Source organism: Novosphingobium oxfordense (assembly GCF_044029435.1).
Classification (GTDB): Bacteria; Pseudomonadota; Alphaproteobacteria; order Sphingomonadales; family Sphingomonadaceae; genus Novosphingobium.
Genome location: NZ_CP147005.1, coordinates 399,419 through 417,204, shown reverse-complemented (window position 1 = coordinate 417,204; position 17,786 = coordinate 399,419). Strand labels below are relative to the sequence as shown.

At 66.4% G+C, this 17,786-nt stretch carries 18 protein-coding genes and 1 tRNA gene; 16 read left to right on the top strand and 3 right to left on the bottom strand.

What is annotated here, in order from left to right; translation table 11 throughout:
* Nucleotides 1-4: 4 nt before the first annotated feature.
* The 5 genes from WBP07_RS01915 to WBP07_RS01895 are packed head-to-tail and all read left to right on the top strand — an operon-like array spanning nucleotide 5 to nucleotide 3,401.
* Nucleotides 5-514, top strand: coding sequence for a YcgN family cysteine cluster protein (locus tag WBP07_RS01915; protein ID WP_395393898.1), 510 nt, complete (start codon nucleotides 5-7; stop codon nucleotides 512-514).
* 2 nt (nucleotides 515-516) lie between these two features.
* The gene (locus WBP07_RS01910) at nucleotides 517-1,242 is read left to right on the top strand and encodes a M48 family metallopeptidase (protein WP_395393896.1); all 726 of its coding nucleotides are present in this window, start codon (nucleotides 517-519) and stop codon (nucleotides 1,240-1,242) included.
* A 33-nt stretch (nucleotides 1,243-1,275) separates the two neighbouring features.
* Nucleotides 1,276-1,809 carry a hypothetical protein gene (locus tag WBP07_RS01905; RefSeq protein WP_395393894.1) on the top strand — a complete coding sequence of 178 codons (534 nt, stop codon included), beginning with the start codon at nucleotides 1,276-1,278 and terminating at the stop codon, nucleotides 1,807-1,809.
* The gene (gene ribD, locus WBP07_RS01900; RefSeq protein ID WP_395393891.1) at nucleotides 1,806-2,780 is read left to right on the top strand and encodes a bifunctional diaminohydroxyphosphoribosylaminopyrimidine deaminase/5-amino-6-(5-phosphoribosylamino)uracil reductase RibD; all 975 of its coding nucleotides are present in this window, start codon (nucleotides 1,806-1,808) and stop codon (nucleotides 2,778-2,780) included. Before WBP07_RS01905 ends, ribD begins: the two co-directional genes overlap by 4 nt.
* A gap of 3 nt (nucleotides 2,781-2,783) precedes the next feature.
* Nucleotides 2,784-3,401 (top strand): riboflavin synthase, encoded by a 618-nt coding sequence (locus tag WBP07_RS01895; protein ID WP_395393889.1) that lies wholly within the window; start codon nucleotides 2,784-2,786, stop codon nucleotides 3,399-3,401.
* A 259-nt stretch (nucleotides 3,402-3,660) separates the two neighbouring features.
* Here WBP07_RS01895 and WBP07_RS01890 read toward each other — a convergent pair whose 3' ends face one another.
* From WBP07_RS01890 to WBP07_RS01880, 3 genes are all read right to left on the bottom strand, one after another.
* A complete protein-coding gene (locus WBP07_RS01890) occupies nucleotides 3,661-4,191 on the bottom strand; it encodes a GNAT family N-acetyltransferase (protein ID WP_395393888.1) in 531 nt (176 codons plus the stop codon).
* A 2-nt stretch (nucleotides 4,192-4,193) separates the two neighbouring features.
* Nucleotides 4,194-5,372: an aromatic amino acid transaminase gene (locus WBP07_RS01885; protein ID WP_395393887.1), complete on the bottom strand. Its 1,179-nt coding sequence runs from the start codon at nucleotides 5,370-5,372 to the stop codon at nucleotides 4,194-4,196.
* A gap of 359 nt (nucleotides 5,373-5,731) precedes the next feature.
* Nucleotides 5,732-6,478 carry a DUF1134 domain-containing protein gene (locus WBP07_RS01880; protein WP_395393886.1) on the bottom strand — a complete coding sequence of 249 codons (747 nt, stop codon included), beginning with the start codon at nucleotides 6,476-6,478 and terminating at the stop codon, nucleotides 5,732-5,734.
* Nucleotides 6,479-6,800: 322 nt separating this feature from the next.
* On the opposite strand from WBP07_RS01880, the gene WBP07_RS01875 reads away from it, so the two are divergent.
* The 11 genes from WBP07_RS01875 (at nucleotide 6,801) to WBP07_RS01825 (ending at nucleotide 17,531) form a co-directional block, all read left to right on the top strand.
* A tRNA-Ser gene (locus WBP07_RS01875) sits at nucleotides 6,801-6,892 on the top strand.
* A gap of 205 nt (nucleotides 6,893-7,097) precedes the next feature.
* The gene (locus tag WBP07_RS01870; protein WP_395393885.1) at nucleotides 7,098-7,385 is read left to right on the top strand and encodes a hypothetical protein; all 288 of its coding nucleotides are present in this window, start codon (nucleotides 7,098-7,100) and stop codon (nucleotides 7,383-7,385) included.
* Nucleotides 7,382-8,035, top strand: a complete 654-nt coding sequence (locus tag WBP07_RS01865; protein ID WP_395393884.1) for a hypothetical protein — start codon at nucleotides 7,382-7,384, stop codon at nucleotides 8,033-8,035. The genes WBP07_RS01870 and WBP07_RS01865 overlap by 4 nt, the downstream gene beginning before the upstream one ends.
* Before the next feature lie 127 nt (nucleotides 8,036-8,162).
* Nucleotides 8,163-8,900: a response regulator transcription factor gene (locus WBP07_RS01860; RefSeq protein WP_395395698.1), complete on the top strand. Its 738-nt coding sequence runs from the start codon at nucleotides 8,163-8,165 to the stop codon at nucleotides 8,898-8,900.
* Nucleotides 8,900-10,225 carry an ATP-binding protein gene (locus tag WBP07_RS01855; RefSeq protein ID WP_395393883.1) on the top strand — a complete coding sequence of 442 codons (1,326 nt, stop codon included), beginning with the start codon at nucleotides 8,900-8,902 and terminating at the stop codon, nucleotides 10,223-10,225. The genes WBP07_RS01860 and WBP07_RS01855 overlap by 1 nt, the downstream gene beginning before the upstream one ends.
* Before the next feature lie 149 nt (nucleotides 10,226-10,374).
* A complete protein-coding gene (locus tag WBP07_RS01850; RefSeq protein ID WP_395393882.1) occupies nucleotides 10,375-11,007 on the top strand; it encodes a hypothetical protein in 633 nt (210 codons plus the stop codon).
* 183 nt (nucleotides 11,008-11,190) lie between these two features.
* Nucleotides 11,191-11,880 carry a carbonic anhydrase gene (locus WBP07_RS01845; RefSeq protein WP_395393881.1) on the top strand — a complete coding sequence of 230 codons (690 nt, stop codon included), beginning with the start codon at nucleotides 11,191-11,193 and terminating at the stop codon, nucleotides 11,878-11,880.
* Nucleotides 11,877-13,406, top strand: a complete 1,530-nt coding sequence (locus WBP07_RS01840; RefSeq protein ID WP_395393880.1) for a SulP family inorganic anion transporter — start codon at nucleotides 11,877-11,879, stop codon at nucleotides 13,404-13,406. The genes WBP07_RS01845 and WBP07_RS01840 overlap by 4 nt, the downstream gene beginning before the upstream one ends.
* Before the next feature lie 294 nt (nucleotides 13,407-13,700).
* Nucleotides 13,701-14,543: a TorF family putative porin gene (locus WBP07_RS01835; RefSeq protein ID WP_395393878.1), complete on the top strand. Its 843-nt coding sequence runs from the start codon at nucleotides 13,701-13,703 to the stop codon at nucleotides 14,541-14,543.
* A 180-nt stretch (nucleotides 14,544-14,723) separates the two neighbouring features.
* Entirely contained in the window at nucleotides 14,724-16,166 is a 1,443-nt protein-coding gene (locus tag WBP07_RS01830) for an FAD-dependent oxidoreductase (protein ID WP_395393877.1), read from the top strand.
* A gap of 51 nt (nucleotides 16,167-16,217) precedes the next feature.
* The gene (locus WBP07_RS01825) at nucleotides 16,218-17,531 is read left to right on the top strand and encodes a polysaccharide pyruvyl transferase family protein (protein WP_395393876.1); all 1,314 of its coding nucleotides are present in this window, start codon (nucleotides 16,218-16,220) and stop codon (nucleotides 17,529-17,531) included.
* Nucleotides 17,532-17,786: the final 255 nt, after the last annotated feature.

Genomic DNA, 17,786 nt, shown 5'->3' with positions numbered 1-17,786 from the left:
CCTGATGTCCAAAGAACGGCCCTTCTGGGAGCGGCCGCTCCACACCCTGAACCGTACGGAGTGGGAAGCCCTCTGCGACGGCTGCGGTCAGTGCTGCCTGCACAAGGTGGAAGATGCCGATACCGGCGAGATCTATCACACCAATGTCGCGTGCAAGCTGCTGAACCTGAAGACGGCGCAGTGCAGCGACTACCCCAATCGCCGCAAGTTCGTGCCCGATTGCCTGAAGCTGACCCCGGAAACGGCGGGCAACCTTGCGTGGCTACCGCCCAGCTGCGCCTATCGCCTGCGCGCGGACGGCGATCCGCTGCCCGAATGGCACTATCTGATCAGCGGCGATCGCAATACCGTGCATGAGGCAGGCATGTCCGTCGCCGGCAAGGCGATCAGCGAAACGGTGGCGGGGCCGCTCGAAAACCATATCGTCTGGCCTTACGGTGAGGACGAGATGGAGGACTGGGAAATCGAAGCCGAAGGTCCCGCGCCTTGGAGCACCGGGCGGGAGAACGAATAGGCGTGCTGGACTGGCTGCGCCGCGCTCCCGATGAAGACCCGGTGGTGGAGATCGCCGGGCGCCAGGTACCCGTATTGATCCGCCGCCTTGCCAACGCGCGGCGCATGACGATGCGACTGGCGCCGGACGGCAGCGAGATCCGCATCTCCGTCCCGCGCTGGACAAGAACCGAGGACGCGCTCGCCTTCGCGCGCGCCAAGCAATCGTGGTTGGCTATCCAGATCGAGGCGCTGCCCGAAGCGCAACCGCTGGGCGACGGCATGACGCTGGCGTTCCGGGGCGAAACCCTGGTGGTGCGGCACGACGCCTCCTATCCACGAAAGCCGGTGCCCGATGATGGCGAACTGCTGCTGGGCGGGCCGGCATCCTCGCTGCCCACGCGGCTGAAGCGCTGGCTTGAGACCGAAGCGCGCACGCTGATGGCGGACGATCTGGAGCACTACTGCGCGGTGGCCGGGCAGACGGTACCGGGGCTTGGGCTGTCGAGCGCGAAACGTCGATGGGGGTCCTGCGCGCCCGATGGATCGATCCGCATCAACTGGCGGCTGATCATGGCACCCGATTCGGTGCGTCGATCGGTGGTGGCGCATGAGGTTGCCCACCTCGTCCACTTCGATCACTCGCCCGCGTTTCACGCTTTTCTGGCAAAAATCTTCGAAGGCAGCGTACCTTCCGCCAATCGTTGGCTGAAAGAGAACGGACGTAGCCTCTATGTACCCTTCGGGTAGCGTTCAGTCGCTTTAACGCCTACATAGCGCGGCATGGGTCTACTAAAGCGCACCGGTTACTGGAAAGACGTCAATCCCGTCGGCATGATCGCGGATTTCCGCGCGGTGTGGAAGCAGGCGGGGCACAACCGCTGGCGCATCGCGGCGGTTTCGGCGGCCTGCACCTTCGGCGTGTTCTACCTGATGGTGAATCAGGAGGCCAAGGGCCCGCACCTGCCGCCCAAGGTGACGTGGATCACCGTTCTGCCAGAGCATCGCAGCGATCAGGAGATCATGGCGTCCAACCTTGCCAACCAGCAGCGCAAGGAAGCCTGGGCCGCCGAACTCGCGCGCCGCGACAAGGACGTGCGCGAGATGTACAAGGTGATCGGCCGCTATTCCGGCATGGACGTCGACAAGATCGCGCGTGAGGCAGAGGCCGACGAAGCCGCCCGCAAGGCCGCCGAAGCCAAGCGCATCGGCGCGCCGAAACTGCCCGAAGGCGTGAAAATGCCGAAGTACGATGAGCTTCCCGCGCCCGAAAAGGCCCCGGATCAGGCTCAACAACAGGCCCAGCAACAACAGTGAAGGAAGACGCGCGCTGGCTTTCGGCAGCGGCGGCGCTGGCCGCGCGGGCACGCCCGCTCAGCCGCCCGAATCCCGGTGTCGGCGCGATTCTCGTCAAGCAGGGCAAGGTGATCGCTCGCGGCTGGACCCAGCCCGGCGGCCGCCCCCATGCCGAAGCCGTGGCGCTGGCGTTTGCCGGCGAAGCAGCACGCGGCGCCACGCTTTACGTCACGCTGGAGCCCTGCGCGCATCGGTCCGAGCGCGGGCCCGCCTGCGCCGATCTCGTCAGCGCATCCGGCGTGGCGCGCGTGGTAATCGGCTGCATGGACCCCGATCCGCGCACCTCCGGAGCCGGCCTCGCCCGGGTCCGCGAAGCGGGGATCGCGGCGGAATACCTGCCCTCCCCTGCTTGCGAACGCAGCCTTTCCGGCTACCTGACCTCCAAGCGCCTCGGCCGACCCGAAGTGACGCTGAAACTGGCCCTCTCGCTCGACGGCTGCATGGCCATGGCCAATGGCGAGAGCCAGTGGATCACCGGCGCCGAGGCCCGCGCCCACACCCACGCCATGCGCGCGAAGGCGGACGCCATCCTCGTCGGTGGCGGCACTTTGCGCGCGGACAACCCGCGCCTCGACGTACGTCTGCCCGGCCTTGCCGAGCGCAGCCCCGAACGCTGGGTGCTGACGCGCGGCGAAGCGCCCGAAGGCTGGCGCGCCCTGCCCTCGCCCGAAGCGATCTCGTCGATGGAAGGCGTGCAACACCTCTTCATCGAAGGTGGCGCGGTCACGGCAACGGCTTTCCTCGCTGCAGGGCTGGTCGATCGCCTGCTGCTCTACCGCGCGCCGATCCTTGTCGGCGGCCGTCCCGCCTTGGGCGATTACGGGCTGGCGCGCCTTGCCGACGCGCACGGTCGTTGGCGCCCGACCGAACGACGGCAGCTTGGCAGCGACACACTCGAAGTCTACGACGCCCAAAATTCTAACGGAAAATAGCCCATGTTCACCGGAATAGTCACCGCCGTCGGCGAAATCCGCGAAGCGCGCCAATCGGGCGACCTGCGTGCCGTCATCACCTGCCCCTGGGATCCCGCCGGGATCGCCATGGGCGCCTCGATCGCGTGTTCGGGCGTGTGCCTTACCGTCGTCGACAAGGGCGGCGCGGCGGGCGACGCATGGTTCGCGGTCGACATTTCGGCCGAATCGGTCTCCCGCACGGTCGGCGGCCGCTGGGCCGAAGGTACGCCGCTCAATCTGGAGCAGGCGCTGAAGCTGGGCGACGAACTGGGCGGACACATCGTCACCGGCCATGTCGACGGCGTGGGCACCGTGGTCAGCATCACGCCTGAGGGCGATTCGCTGCGCTTCGTGATCGCTGCACCGAAGGAACTGGCGCCCTATCTCGCCCCCAAGGGTTCGATCACGGTGGACGGCGTCTCGCTGACCGTGAACGACGTGGCGGACCAGAGCGACGGCACCTGCCACTTCATGCTCAACATCATCCCGCACACCGCCGAAGTGACCACCATCGGCGCGCTGAAGGCAGGTGACGGGGTGAACCTGGAGATCGACGTGCTGGCCCGCTATCTCCAGCGCATGCAGTCGCTGCGCGGGTGATCGAAGCGCGGAAGCCCTGAGACACGGATGAGGTTGCGCCAAGATGCCGGTCTGCGCTCACCTTCTGTCCTAACACTATTACACTCGTCGCCCCCGCGAAGGCGGGGGCCCCGCTTACTTTTGCCCTGCCGCGAAGGACAAGCGGGATCCCCGCCTACGCGGGGATGACGGGATTATGTGTTAGGAACGATTCGGACAGCGTCGCCTTGCGGCACTTCCCCCAGCCCGACGCGCGACCAGCGCTTCCTCGTAAGAACCCTTAAGCCAAAGGCCCTGCGGCAAAGCTCTCGCGCGTAATTTCGAAGATCACGTGCGGCACGATCACGCCGCACAATTCACGCTCAAACGTGCGATCGGTCAGGCGGCCACCGATATGCCCCATCGCCTTGCGCGAAATTACGTTGTCCGCGCCGACCTTGAAGATCGCCCGATCGACATGCGCAAGCGCATGGGCAAGCATCAGGCGCTTCATCTCGGCATTGAAGCCGCCGCCCCAATAGGCGCGGGCAAGGAAAGTCCAGCCGATCTCGATTTCGCCGCCCTCAGGCGGGCCATAGCGGCTGGAGCCGATTACGGCCCCGCTCTGCTTGTCGACGATGGCGAAAGCACCGCCCCCTGCAAGGGCATCAGCGAAATACTGGCGGAACACCGGTTCCTGCCAACGATCGTGGGCGGGGTGAACCGCCCAGATCTCGCGGTCCGAAGCAACCGCGAAAAGCGCGTCCCAATCGTCTGCGCGAAGGGGACGGAGGACCAGCCGGTCCCCTTCGAGGACCGGCTGGCGATCCATAGTTAAGCAGTCACGTCCGCAACGGCGGCGATGAACTTGTCGATGTTGCCCATCGTCAGGCCCGCCACGTTGATGCGGCCCGAACCGGCCATGTAGATGCCGTGCTTGGTGCGCATGGCAAGAACCTGGTCCTTGTTCAGCGGCACGATCGAGAACAGGCCGTTCTGGCCGCCCATCGGCGTCAGGTCGGCCGAACCGGCAGTGCCGGCCGCGGCCAGCTTGGCGCGCACTTCGCGCATGCGGTCACGCATTTCGTCCAGCTCGGCCAGCCAGTCGGCGGTCAGCTTCTCGTCTTCGAGGACGAGGCGGACAGCGGCACCGCCGTGATCTGGCGGCTGCGACCAGTTGGCGCGGGCCAGGTTGTGGCCGTTCGACATTACGCGGGCGAGGTCGGCGGGATCGGCAACCATCGCATAGAGCGCGCCGACGCGGTCACGATAGAGACCGAAGTTCTTGTCGCACGAATAGCAGATCAGCGCTTCCGGCACGGCGGCGAGCACGCGGCGCAGGCCGTAGGCATCTTCTTCCATACCGGCGCCCAGACCCTGGTAAGCAAGGTCGAGGATGGGCAGGATCTTCGAAGCGGCGATCAGGCCGGCGATCTCGTCCCAATCGGCATTGCTGTAATCGATGCCGGTGGGGTTGTGGCAGCAGCCGTGCAGCAGGATGGCGTCGCCTTCCTGAGCGTTGGCGATGGCGCCGCGCAGGGCGTCCATATCGACGGTGCCCGAAGCGAGCGCGTGGTTGAATTCAACGACTTCAAGGCCAAGGTCGGCGCAGATCTGGGTGTGGTTGGGCCAGCTGGGGGTGCCGACGATGATGCGCTTGTAACCAGCGCGCTTCACCATGGCGAGCGCGAGGCGCAGCGAGCCGGTGCCGCCGGGGGTCTGCATGCCTTCGATGCGGCCACCCATGCTGGGGTCGGCCTTGCCGAAGACGTAGGGCATCAGCGCTTCGACGAAGCCCATGTCGCCCTCTGGCCCGAGGTAGGCTTTCGAATCCTGCTCGGCGACGAGCTTGGCCTCTGCGGCCTTGATCGAGCGGAACACCGGGGTGTCGCCCTCACCGGTGCGGTACACGCCGACACCAAGGTCGATCTTGTCCGCGCGCGGATCGTCGTTGTGGAGCTTGATCAGCGCAAGAAGCGCGTCGGCGGGCTGTTGCTGAAGGTTCGTAAGCATGGCGGGCGGGCCTTACTCCGGCCGGCTGGCAGGTGCAACCGGGATTGACAGGGAATTGCGAGAAGATGCGATCGGAGTGGCCGAGCGGTCACGAATTGCCTGCGATCAAGCAATTTTCTTGGCGCACCAACGGCGTGCGCCTCAGCCCTCTCGCTCCCTTCACGGTAAGCATCGAGGTCAAACGCAAAAGAGGGCCCTACCAAATCCCGTCATCCCCGCGCAGGCGGGGATCCCGCTTGCCTTGCGCCATGGCGAGACGCTGCAGAAGAAAGCGGGGCCCCCGCCTGCGCGGGGGCGACGATGCTAAGAATCAGCGAGAAATCGCTACCGTCGGGCTTCCGGAAGAAGCCGCGACACCCTTAGAACGGCAGCCAGTTCTGCTTGTGCGAAAACTTCATGTAACCGATGTTCGCGCCCAGACGCAGACCCGCGCCGGCACGAACGGGAATCAGCACCACGTTGCCGCGGCGCAGATAACTGACGGTGAAGCCGCCCACGAGATAGGCCTGCCCCTCGCCCGCGCCGAAGCGGTGGTAGAGGTCCTCGCTGTCGTAGAGATTGTAGACCAGCACGAAGGCATTGCCCGCATTCGCGCCCGCGTCGAAGCCCAGCGAAGGGCCGGTCCAGTAGACAGGCTGCTCACCCTCCACCTTGTGGTAGAGCGTGCCGGAGCCATAGCGCAGGCCCACGGCGATGGCGCCGCCAGCCTCGCGGCCGACGATATAGCCGTTGGGCTCACCCTGCTTCTTCAGCAGATCTTCGATCAGCCCGGCCAGGCCCTTGGCGCCCTTGCCGAACACGCCTTCGGCCGCCCCGATCAGGTCGTCCTGGTGATAGGTTTCCGAACTGCCCGAAGGCGCGGTTGCCGGCGCGGCGGGAGTGGTGCGCCCCTGATCCACGGGCATGCCGTTGCCCTGCGGCTCTACCGGCGTCTGTTCCGGCACCTGTTGGGTCTGTGAATACGTGGTCGGCGGCGTACCGATATCGGAATCGATCGCGGCGTCGGGATCGACCGTCGTGACTTGCGCCATGGCGGAACCGAGCGGCGCGGCGAGCCCGGCCGCCATCATCGCCGCCATCATGGCACCCGTCACGACAACGCGCATACGGCGTCCTTCTGCTGGCGTTTTGACTGGCATTTCCCTCGCTCCCCTGAATATGCGAACCCGCGCACGCAAGCACCGGGGGGCGGCGCATTGCGGCAGTTCACTAGAGAATCCACCCCGCCTGACCCTGCAATGAACGGGCGGCGGAGCGAGTCCAAATCGCGACAGACCGAATCGGCCCGGAAGCGCCCGGAAACAATCCATCGCGGCAAACAGTCCACAGGCATTTGGCCAAGCATTTCACGAAATGCGCAAATAGGGCGAAAGCCCCCCTTGCCCGACCCCGAAGCCCTCGTTATAGGGCGCCTCCTAGCCGCATCACGGAGACGTGGGTGAGTGGCTGAAACCAGCGGTTTGCTAAACCGTCGTACTCTTAAGGGGGTACCGAGGGTTCGAATCCCTCCGTCTCCGCCATGCGGCATTCGGTTTCAGCCTTTTCCCTTTCAGACAGACAGACTGAACCAACCCCTCCGGGGGAACCCGCTTGCACCCGCGCAAGTGTGTTGCCGGATCGTTTCCGATAGTTTCGCCGCAGCAATACTTCGTTACAGTCGTGCATGAAGCAGGACACGCAGCTCCCCCACATTCGGGTCCATCGCAAGTCTTTGGAGACCTGAAAGTGACCAAGTTCCCCGTCCTCGCGGCCGTCGCCGCCCTGTCGCTGGCGCTGCCCGGCGCCGCCATCGCCAATGAAACCATCGCCCACCTGAAGGGCAATCTGGCCGTGCCCGCCCCCAAGGCGAAGACCACGGCTGCCCCAGGCCGTGGCGCCTGCCATCCCGATCCCACCAAGGGCCGCGACTGCCGCCACCGCGCCGCACAGGCCGATGCCAAGGCCGCGGCACTCGCCCAGAACGCGGCTGCCCCCGAAGCCGGCACCCTGGCCGCCAACGAGCGCGCCCGGTGAAGGCCCGTCGCGCGGGCGTGATCGGCATTCTCGGCCTGCCCGCGCTGCTGCTCGCGGGTGAGGCTGCTGCGCGCGACGTGGCAACGCCCACCGCGCAGGACTTCGCCACGCAGACCGCAGTGATCGACGATCCCTCCCAGCCGCACGTGCTGGCCAGCACCCACGCGGTCGCCAAGCGCGGCCACGGCTGGGCGGCATCGCGTTCGGTGGAAGTCGGCCCGGCGCATCTGCGCGCCCATGTCGATCGCGAGACCGGCACGGTGCGCTGGCAGCTCTGGCAGGAAATCACCCATGCGGGCCTTGCTCGCGAGATGACCGGCCTTCGCTTCCATGCCGACGGTGCGCCGGGCGAAGCCACGCTCGCCCATGTCGAGCGCCAGGCGGAACGCTGCCCGGCGCAGGATGCCATGGTCACCGCCTGCACCACGCGCGTACATTACGCCTTCGACGTGCCTGCCGAAACCGTGGCGCGCATGGGCCGCGGCGCGGCACCGATGCCGCTGGCCTTCAGCGACACGATCGGCCGCACGTTCCACGGCGCGATCCATCCGGCCGAAGTCGCCGGGATCGCCGCCGTGGTCGAAACCCTGCAGCCTGACGCTGCACAACTGGCTTCAGTGCAACTGGGTGCCGGGGAAACGATCCGCTGATCGTTTCCCCACAGCGCACGCAACTTTGCCGATTTGCCATTCGCCGCCCCTCCCCCTACATTCAGCCGACGACGAGATCATGACCCAGAGTGTCGCCCCCATTTACCGCCACCTCGACGAAGCACCCATGTCCACCCCAACGATCCTGCTTGTCGAGGACGACGGTCCACTGCGGACCCTGACCGCGCGCGCCCTGCGCCAGAGCGGCTTCAACGTTTTGACTGCCGCCACCGGCGCGGAAATGTGGGTGACGCTGCGCGAAGGGCCGGTCAGCCTTGTAGTGCTGGACGTCATGCTGCCCGGCACCAGCGGCTTCGACCTGTTCCGCCGCCTGCGCCGAGAAAGCGACGTGCCGGTGATCTTCGTCAGCGCCCGTGGCAGCGAAGAAGATCGCGTACTGGGCCTTGAGCTTGGCGCGGACGACTACCTTGCCAAGCCGTTCAGCACCCGCGAACTGGCGGCGCGCGTCAGTGCCGTTCTGCGACGCGGCGGCAACAATTCCGGCCCGGATGCCGCCACTCCCGATGGCGTGGCCGATGGCCGTACCCCCGAATCGATCCATTTCGATGGCTGGAGCCTTTCGATGGCGCGGCGCGAACTGCGCTCACCCACCGGCGCGATGATCGACCTGACCGGCGCGGAGTTCGACCTGCTGGCCACCTTCCTGGCCTATCCGCAGCGCGTGCTGGGCCGTGAACGCCTGATCGAACTGTCGCGCGCGCGGCTGGGCGACAGTTCCGACCGCAGCGTGGACGTGCTGGTCAGCCGCCTGCGCCGCAAGCTTCAGGTCGATGGCGCCGAACCGCCGATCGTCACCGTGCGCGGCGTCGGCTACATGTTCAAGGCCGAGGTCACGCGCGCCTAATGGAATTACGCCGATTCCGCCTGTTCCGGCGTTTCGGCCTCATAGAGCGGCTGATCGCGGTACTCCTGCTGGTCATCCTGATCGATTTCATTGCCAACACGGTGCTGTTCGAGCGGGCCAGCTCGTTCGAACTGCGCCGCGACGATGCGGAACGGATTGCCGAGAACCTGGTGCTGGCGAGCCGGGCGATCGAGCGCGCCTCGCTGGCGGACCGGCCGGGGGTTACCGGCGCCCTGTCCACCCGCCGTTTCGTGCTGGAATGGTCGCCCCCTTCGCAGCGGCGACGCGGTTCCATCGGCCTTGCCAACTTGCGCGCGCAAGTGGTGGAGATCCAGCCGGAACTGGCCCACGCCGATCTTGAGCTTCATCTCGAAACCATTCCCGGGCGCGGCAATATCGGCGGTTCGCTGCGGCTGCCCGATGGATCGGTGCTCGATTTCCGCACCCATGCCCGCGCCGCCTGGTCGCTGACTGCCGGACGCATGGCCAGCCTGCTGGTGCCGGCGCTGCTGCTGGTCTCGCTCGCCTGGCTGCTGCTGCGCGCCGCGCTGGATCCGCTCCGCTCGCTGGTGCGCGCCACCCGCAACCTTGGCGCCGGGCCGCCCAAGCCGCTGCCCGAACACGGGCCGGAGGAAATGCGCGAGCTAATCCGCGCGATGAACGAGATGCAGCACCGCATCCACCAGTCCCTGCAGGACCGGACGCACACGATGCTGGCGATCGGGCACGACCTGAAGACCCCCCTCGCCCGCATGCGCCTGCGGCTCGACGATGGCGACGTCGACCCCGAAGTGCGCGAGGGGCTGGAGCACGATATCGAGGAGATGCGCCTGCTGCTCGATTCGATCCAGGCCTACGTCGAGACCGGCGGCGCCAATATCCCGGCCGAGCGCATCGACCTTGCGGTGATGACCGAAACCTTGGTCGACACCGCCGCAGACCGGGGTGCGAACGCGACGTACTCGGGCCTTTCCTCCCTGGAGATCATGGCCCGTCCGGTCTCGATCCGGCGCGCGCTGTCGAACCTGATCGAGAACGCACTGCATTATGGTGGCAACGTCCGCGTCTCGCTGCGGCGCGACGGCGGCGCGGCGGAAATCACTGTGGAGGACGACGGCCCCGGCATTCCCGAGGACCGCATTACCGACGCGCTGCAACCCTTCGTCCGCCTCGACACCGCCCGTGCGCGGGACACGGCCGGCATGGGGTTGGGCTTGCCGATCGTGCGCAAGGCCGTGCGGCTGGAAGGCGGCACGCTGGACTTGCGCAATCGGCCGGAGGGTGGATTGCGCGCCACGATCCGGCTGCCGTTGGAGGCGGCTTAGGTCGCTAGCCACCCCAGCTTGCCGCCATAATTGCCATGACTTGGCAATACCTTGCCGTCACACTGTCGTGTACAGGCGGGAGAAACGGAATGGGTAGGTTTGTACGATGCGCGGCAATGGGAATGGCGGCGACCATAGTGTCTGGGAACATGCCAGCTTCCGCGCAACCAGTCGTTCCTTCCAGCGGATATAGCGGCGTTGCACCGCAACCAGCGGTCTCCGGCGGAAAGGCTAACGCTCCGACGCTGGTTCATATTTCCGAAGCGTCTCTATCGAATCTGTTCCGCGTTGTTCCCACATATCCACGCGCAAGTTCTGCGGGACTCAAAGTCGTCGGCTCATATACCGTCAAAGAGCCAAGCGGCGCACGCCTCGTCGGTGCATGGTCGCCGGGATATCTGCCCATCACTCTCTCGTTCAGCGACGGCCACTGCTACTCGTTTGAAGCGGATTATTACGGCACGCTGAAAAATGGGAGACTGAACCCGAGCAGCTGCAAATATCGGCACATTGCCCCACCTCCACAGCCTTCGCCACCTGCAAGCGAATCTCTGCGCCTGATCGGTTCGGCGTGGGGCTATGGGGCCTGGATTCGCGAACATGGCCAGGAAACCATCATTACAGCACCTAACGCCAAGACTTTCGAGCCGCTGTTCACCGCCCGCATGACTGTCAGCGCGATCATGGCAATGAATGGCCCCGATGGACCGGGCGGCAACGTAACACTGGTGGGAAAAATTCACGGTAAGCTGACAGTGGTCACCCTAGAAGTCGGCTACTGATTGCCGCTGGCGTGGCCTCGCCCCAACTCCCCCCAAACACACTCCTGCTGCAGCGCAGCAACATTTCCTGACAAACGCGCACGACGGCCGAAAACGACGGGCCATACCTTTCAAACAAGCTCCGCGCGTTTCCTCAACCCCCTTCGATGCGCGCGGGGCACCCTGTCTGGAAAGGTAAAGAGAGTGAACGAGCTGATTGGCCGCGTCTTCCATTTCGAGAAGACCATCTTCCCCGCGAGCAGCGAACTGTTCGGCAAGCTGACCTCTCAGGGTCAGGAGCCCAAGGCCCTGATGATCTCCTGCGCCGATTCGCGAATCGTGCCCGAGCAGATCATGCAGGCAGAGCCCGGCGACCTGTTCGTGTGCCGCAACGCCGGCAACATGGTGCCCCCCTATGCCACGCTGAACGGCGGCGTCACCTCCACGGTGGAATATGCCGTTGCAGCCCTCGGCGTGCGTGACATCATCATCAGCGGTCACTCCGGCTGCGGCGCGATGAAGGCGCTGAGCGACCCCACCGGTCTGGAAACGATGCCCAACGTGGCCGCCTGGCTGAAGCACGGCGCCGCTGCCGAGCACATCGTCAGCACCTGCCACGGCCACCTCGAAGGCGAAGAGCGCGTGCGCGCCATCAGCCTTGAGAACATCATCGCCCAGATCGCGCACTTGCGCACGCACCCCGCCGTCGCTGCTGCCATCGCCCGCGGCGAAATGACGCTGCACGGCTGGTTCGTGGACATCCACGCCGGCCAAGTGCTCGGCCTTGACGGCGACACCGGCCAGTTCGTGCCGCTGCGCGAAAACAGCCCGCTGCCGGTCGCGCTGGCCGCCAAGACCCGCACCGCCACCGAATTCGCCGAGGCTGCGGAATGACTTCCGCCACCCAGAGCAGAAGTGGGCCTTTCGCCCACTTCGGCCGGGACTTCACCGCGTCCATCGTGGTGTTCCTGGTCGCGATGCCGCTCTGCATGGGCATCGCCATCGCCAGCGGCGTGCCGCCTGAAAAGGGCCTCGTCACCGGCATCATCGGCGGCCTGGTGGTCGGCCTGCTGGCCGGCTCCCCGCTTCAGGTCAGCGGCCCGGCCGCTGGCCTTGCCGTCATCGTCTTCGAATTCGTGCGCGAGCATGGCCTTGAAGCTTTGGGGCCCGTGCTGCTGCTGGCCGGCGTTCTCCAGATCCTGGCCGGCGTACTGCGTCTGGGCGGCCTGTTCCGTGCGATCAGCCCCGCCGTCGTCCACGGCATGCTGGCCGGTATCGGCGCGCTGATCGTGATCGGCCAGTTCCACATCCTGTTCGACCAGAAGCCGATGTCGAGCGGGCTGGAGAACATCGCGATGATGCCTGCACGCATCCTCGGCCTCGATCCCACCAACATCGCCTCCACCGAAATGGCGCTGATGCTGGGCCTGCTGACCATCGGCGTGATGATCGGCTGGGAGAAGCTGCGCCCGAAGAACCTGGGCCTCGTCCCCGGTGCGCTGCTGGGCGTGATGGCGGCGACGCTGGTGGCGTGGGGCCTTGGCCTCAACGTCGCGCGCATCGCCGTGCCCGAATCGATCGGTGCCGCCTTCGCACTGCCGACCAGCGCCGCGTGGTTCGCCCCGCTCGCCCAGCCGGCGCTGCTGGTGGCGGCGCTTGCCATCGCCTTCATCGCCAGTGCCGAAACGCTGCTCTCCGCCGCGGCGGTGGACCGCATGCATGACGGCGAGCGTACCAAGTACGACAAGGAACTGCGCGCGCAGGGCATCGGCAACCTGCTCTGCGGCATTTTCGGCGCCCTGCCGATGACCGGCGTGATCGTGCGCAGCTCCGCCAACGTGCAGGCCGGCGCCAAGACGCGTCTTTCGGCGATCCTCCACGGCGTCTGGATCCTCGCCTTCATCGCGCTGCTGCCCTGGCTGCTGCGCGAAGTGCCGATGGCGGCACTGGGCGGCGTGCTGGTCGTCACCGGCTGGAAGCTGGTGAACCTCAGCCACGTGCGTCACCTGTTCCACTCCTACGGCACCTTCCCTGCCGTGATCTGGGCGGCCACGTTCATCCTGGTGGTGACCACCGACCTTTTGACCGGCGTGCTGGCAGGCCTTGCCCTGACGCTGGTGGAACTGCTGCCCCATGCCAGGAACCTGCGCCTGAAGGTGCAGGAACATGACAATGACGAGCACACCCGCCTTGAACTGGGCGGCGGCGCAACGTTCCTGGGCCTCACCCGCCTGAACAACGTGCTGGAGAAGATGCCCCACCACAAGCCGGTCCACCTCGACCTGCATCAGGTGAAGGTGATGGACCACACGACGGCGGAGACCATTCGCGAATGGCTGGGCCGCCGTCGCCAGAGCGGTCAGGCCGATACCGTGACCGGACCGGAGGCGATCCTGCGCCCGCTGCCGATCGCAGCCTGATCGCAAGACCCTTACCAGACAGACCGGCGGACACCCTCACGTCCGCTTCTCCCTGCCGGGCGGCCTTCCCCATTCGGGCCGCCCGGCCTTTCTTTTTCCGGCCCCTTTCCCTTCCATCCGCCGATCGCCTGCACGGCGGATAGCAACACTTTGTCATAGAGCGGCAAGCTGGCGGACAAGCCCGGTCGGTAAGCAGCAATTTCCGGCACGAAACAGGCTCGCCACGCATGCGGGGCCCGGCTGCCGGACGCAGGAAGGAACGCGACCAAATCGAAACATGAGGGCGTTCCGATTATGAATTACCGTCTTGCCACCGGCCTGCTGGGCCTGCTGGGCGCCGCTTGCGCCACCCCCGCTTTCGCACAGGAAGAAGCACCCAAGGCGATCACCGTCTCGGGCAGCGCCGGGCTCGTCACCGACTATCGCTTCCGCGGCGTCTCGCAGACGGACAAGGAAATGGCCGTGCAGGCCGGCGCCACCGTCACGCATGAGAGCGGCGTCTACGTCGGCACCTGGGGCTCGAACCTTTCGGGCTGGGGCACGTTCGGCGGTTCCAACATGGAGCTGGACCTGATCGCCGGTTACTCCACCGAAGTGATGAGCGGCCTGAAGGTCGACGTGGGCCTCACCTGGTACATGTATCCCGGCGGCGCGGACAAGACGGACTTTGCCGAACCCTACGTGAAGCTTTCGGGCGATCTAGGCCCGGCCAGCGTGCTGGTGGGCGTGGCCTATGCCCCCAAGCAGGAAGCGCTGGGCAAAGTCTACGCCAGCGGGGCGGACTATGCGGACGGCATCGGCCGCCCCGGCGCCAAGTCGGACAACTTCTACATGTGGGCGGACGCCAATGCCGGCATTCCCAACACGCCCGTTTCGGTGAAGGCGCACTTCGGCTATTCGAACGGCAATTCCGGCCTTGGCCCCAACGGCACCAGCGTGGCGCCCACCGGCGAATACCTGGACTGGCTGATCGGCGCGGACCTGGCACTGGGCCCGGTGACGCTGGGTGTGGCCTATGTCGATACCGATATCTCCAAATCGGAAAGCGCCTACCTCCAGCCCAATTTCTCCTCCACCAAGAACGGCAAGTCGATCGCGGGATCGACCGTGGTGTTCTCGGCCACGGCGGCGTTCTGACCTCCAAACCCTGTGGGGTGTGATGGCGGGGATCATGGGCTTGCCCCCATGGTCCCCGCACTTGCATCCGCATCGGACTGCAAAATGGGCGATTGATCCGAAATGCACCCATAATTGATGTTCAGGCGGGCCGGGATCGCGCAAGCATTGCCGGGATTTGGCGGGCATTAGGAGCAGGCCTTGCACGATTTCGAAGGTCCCTCACCGATGAATGTCGATACCGCGCTTGTCAGCGCGAACCACGGCGTGGTCGTGATCGGTGCCGGGATCGCCGGCCTTGCCGCCGCGGACCGGCTCAGCGCCTGTGGCCATCGGGTGCGCGTGATCGAAGCCTCTCCCCTGGCGGGCGGCACCCACCGTTCACGCGTGATCGGGCCCTACAGCTTCGATGTCGGCAGCATCTTCTATGAAGACAATGCCTTGCTGTTCGAACTGGAACCGGGCCTGCGGGAAATCTGCCCCAAGGTCCGCCGACTCCAACGCCGCATCGGCCCCGATGGGCAACTGCACCACTACCCACTGGAACCGCGCGATTTCCTGAAGCAGCAGCCGTGGAAGCTGCCATGGTCGCTGCTGGATCTGGCGTTCTCCCGGCTGGCGGTGCGGCGCGACGGTTCGCTGGATGCGATCTGCCGGCAGCGGCTGGGCAGTTCTTTCTTCCGCGCGACCGGGCTGGAATCCTACATCACCCGGTTCCACCACGTCCCGGCGCGCGAAGTGGACGAGACGTTCTTCTTCCAGCGCATGGCCTTCATAGAACACGCCACCCGCCTTGGCGCGATGGCCCGGGCGGCGGCCACAACCGTATTCTCCCGCCAGGCCGCCAGCGCCCGCCCGCGCCGCCCGCTGTTCGTCCGGCCACCGCAGGGTTCGGAGGCGATCTTCACCCCGATCATCCGGCGGCTGGAGGCGCGGGGCGTGTCATTCTCCTTCAATGAGCCATTGCTGGAACTGGGCCGCATCGGCGATCATCACCGCATCCGCACCAGTAACCGCACCCTTCTGGCGGAAGCGGTGGTCAGCACGATCCCGCTGGACACCACGCACCGCGCGCTCACCGGCCAGCCCAGCCGCCTTGTCTCGCTGGGGATGACGACGCTGTTCGTCTCCGCCTCATGGCTTTCGCCCGATGCCGGGAACGTGTTGTTCAACTTCGACCGGCAGGGCCGCTGGAAACGCGCGACGATCTATTCGCGCATCTATCCCGGCACGGGCAGCGGGCGCGAATACTTCGCGGTGGAAACCACGATCCCGCCCGGCGGCCGCCACGATCCGGAAGGCTGCTTTGCCGATTTCAGGGCGCACGTCACCCGGCTGGGCATAGCGACCGGCCTGATCCTGGAAGGGGCGGAGCGGATAGACAATTGCTATCCCCTCTACCGGCCGGGCACCGCCGCCGCACAGGCGCAGGCGCTGGACCAGGTGACCGCCGCCGGGATCATCGCCGCCGGCCGCCAGGGCCGCTTCGAATACCTGCCGACATCGACCGGCGTGATCGCCCGTGTGCGAGAGGAACTTGCCTCGCTCGGCACCCCCATGCCGGATGGCGAGCCGGGGCTGGGTCCGGACGGCGCCCCTCAAGGCGATTGGCCCGGGAACTGCTCCAGAGTGGTGGCCGCCTGAAGCGGCCCGAAAAGCTGCCGACATTCCACCGCTTTCCCACCGGAGCCCCCGATGACGCCCAGCGCTCCTGCTGCCCAGCAGCCTGCCGACACATCGGAGCCGATATCCGAGACGAATGGAGCCACGCCCCCATCATCGCATAGCGCGCGCCGGCTTCGCCTCTTCAACGTGAAGTTCAGCCCGAACCTGGGTGACGGCCTGCTTTCCGAATGCCTTGAACAGGCCTTGGTCGATAGCGGCGCCCATCCGGATACGCACTCGATCGATCTGGCGGCGCGGACCGCGTTCGGGCCGGGATCGCCGGGCCGGGCCACGCAACTGCGCCTGCTCGCATCCCTGCCGCCGCCCTTGCGCCAGTTGGCCGTGCGGGCGCCGCTTACCGTCGCCGCGCACCGGACATGGCGGCCGCACTACGAAGCGGCGCTGGACGGAGCGGACGCCGTGGTGATCGGCGGCGGCAATCTGCTGGCCGACCTCGACCTCAACTTCCCGACCAAGCTGGCGCTGGTAACGGACGCGGCCGCGCGGCGCGGCCTGCCGGTCTTCATCTATGGCTGCGGCGTATCGCCGCGTTGGAGCAAGGCCGGACGCAGGCTGCTGGCCCGCATGTTAAACAGCGGCGCCCTGCACGGCGTCTTCGTGCGGGACGAAGCCTCGCGGCAGGCCTGGGACGGGCTGAGCGGAGCGCGGGCGGGCCTGCCGGCGCAAGTCGTGCGCGATCCGGGCCTGCTGGCGGCCGAACGCTACGGCATACCGCCCGTGGCCAAGCCCTCGCCGCAGGCCACGGTCGGGCTCAACATCACCGATCCCGTCGCGCTGCGCTATCACGCGGACGATGCCCTGCCGGCGCCCGCTCAGGAACGCTGGTACCTCGACTGCGCGCGCGGGCTGCTCGATGCGGGCCATTCGCTCACCGTCTTCACCAATGGCAGCCCGGAAGACCGCGCCTGCCTTGCCCGCCTGCGCCCTGCCATCGAAGCGATGGCGGCCGCCCGCAACGGCGCCGGTCCCGCCGTATTCTTCCCCGAGGCCGCCGATCCGGCGATGCTGGCGCGGCTGATCGGCTCCTTGCGCGGGCTGGTGGCCTTCCGCATGCATGCCGTGATTGCCGCCTATTCCTGCGGCGTCCCATTCCTTGCGCTGGCCTGGGACGGCAAACTTGCCGCATTCCTGCGCTCCGTCTCGCTGGAGACGCACTTGTGTCGCCCGACGGTCACGCCGCCGGTCGAAGCCGTGGCGGCATTGTCGCGCATCATGGCGCAAGGCATCGATCCACGGGATCGAGCCCGGGTGCTGGCCGAAACGCGTGAGGGCGTGGAACGCCTGCAAGCGGCCATTGCGGCCTCCCTCGGTACGCGGCGCTAGTCAGGCTCCGCCCTCCCCGGCACCTTCAAGCGCCGATCTACACCCCAAGACTCGCCCGTTTTCCGCTTTGCACCGGCCCGATCGAGGCCGGTTTTCCGATTCGCACGCCCGATTCGCACATCGCAAAACTCGGTTCGTCGCAAATTCGCATGCCAAGGGCCGTCACGCGCCAATCAGAGTCAGCTTTTTCGCGCCAAAGCCACCCGGAAACCTGCGTAGTCCCCTGACCTGAAAACGCCCCTTCCGGCGTAACCA

Coding starts and splice junctions, on each gene's coding strand:
- WBP07_RS01915 (WP_395393898.1), top strand. CDS start 5: ATGTCCAAAGAACGGCCCTTCTGGGAGCGGCCGCTCCACACCCTGAAC.
- WBP07_RS01905 (WP_395393894.1), top strand. CDS start 1,276: ATGGGTCTACTAAAGCGCACCGGTTACTGGAAAGACGTCAATCCCGTC.
- WBP07_RS01895 (WP_395393889.1), top strand. CDS start 2,784: ATGTTCACCGGAATAGTCACCGCCGTCGGCGAAATCCGCGAAGCGCGC.
- WBP07_RS01890 (WP_395393888.1), bottom strand. CDS start 4,191: ATGGATCGCCAGCCGGTCCTCGAAGGGGACCGGCTGGTCCTCCGTCCC.
- WBP07_RS01885 (WP_395393887.1), bottom strand. CDS start 5,372: ATGCTTACGAACCTTCAGCAACAGCCCGCCGACGCGCTTCTTGCGCTG.
- WBP07_RS01880 (WP_395393886.1), bottom strand. CDS start 6,478: ATGCGCGTTGTCGTGACGGGTGCCATGATGGCGGCGATGATGGCGGCC.
- WBP07_RS01860 (WP_395395698.1), top strand. CDS start 8,163: ATGTCCACCCCAACGATCCTGCTTGTCGAGGACGACGGTCCACTGCGG.
- WBP07_RS01855 (WP_395393883.1), top strand. CDS start 8,900: ATGGAATTACGCCGATTCCGCCTGTTCCGGCGTTTCGGCCTCATAGAG.
- WBP07_RS01850 (WP_395393882.1), top strand. CDS start 10,375: ATGCCAGCTTCCGCGCAACCAGTCGTTCCTTCCAGCGGATATAGCGGC.
- WBP07_RS01840 (WP_395393880.1), top strand. CDS start 11,877: ATGACTTCCGCCACCCAGAGCAGAAGTGGGCCTTTCGCCCACTTCGGC.
- WBP07_RS01835 (WP_395393878.1), top strand. CDS start 13,701: ATGAATTACCGTCTTGCCACCGGCCTGCTGGGCCTGCTGGGCGCCGCT.
- WBP07_RS01825 (WP_395393876.1), top strand. CDS start 16,218: ATGACGCCCAGCGCTCCTGCTGCCCAGCAGCCTGCCGACACATCGGAG.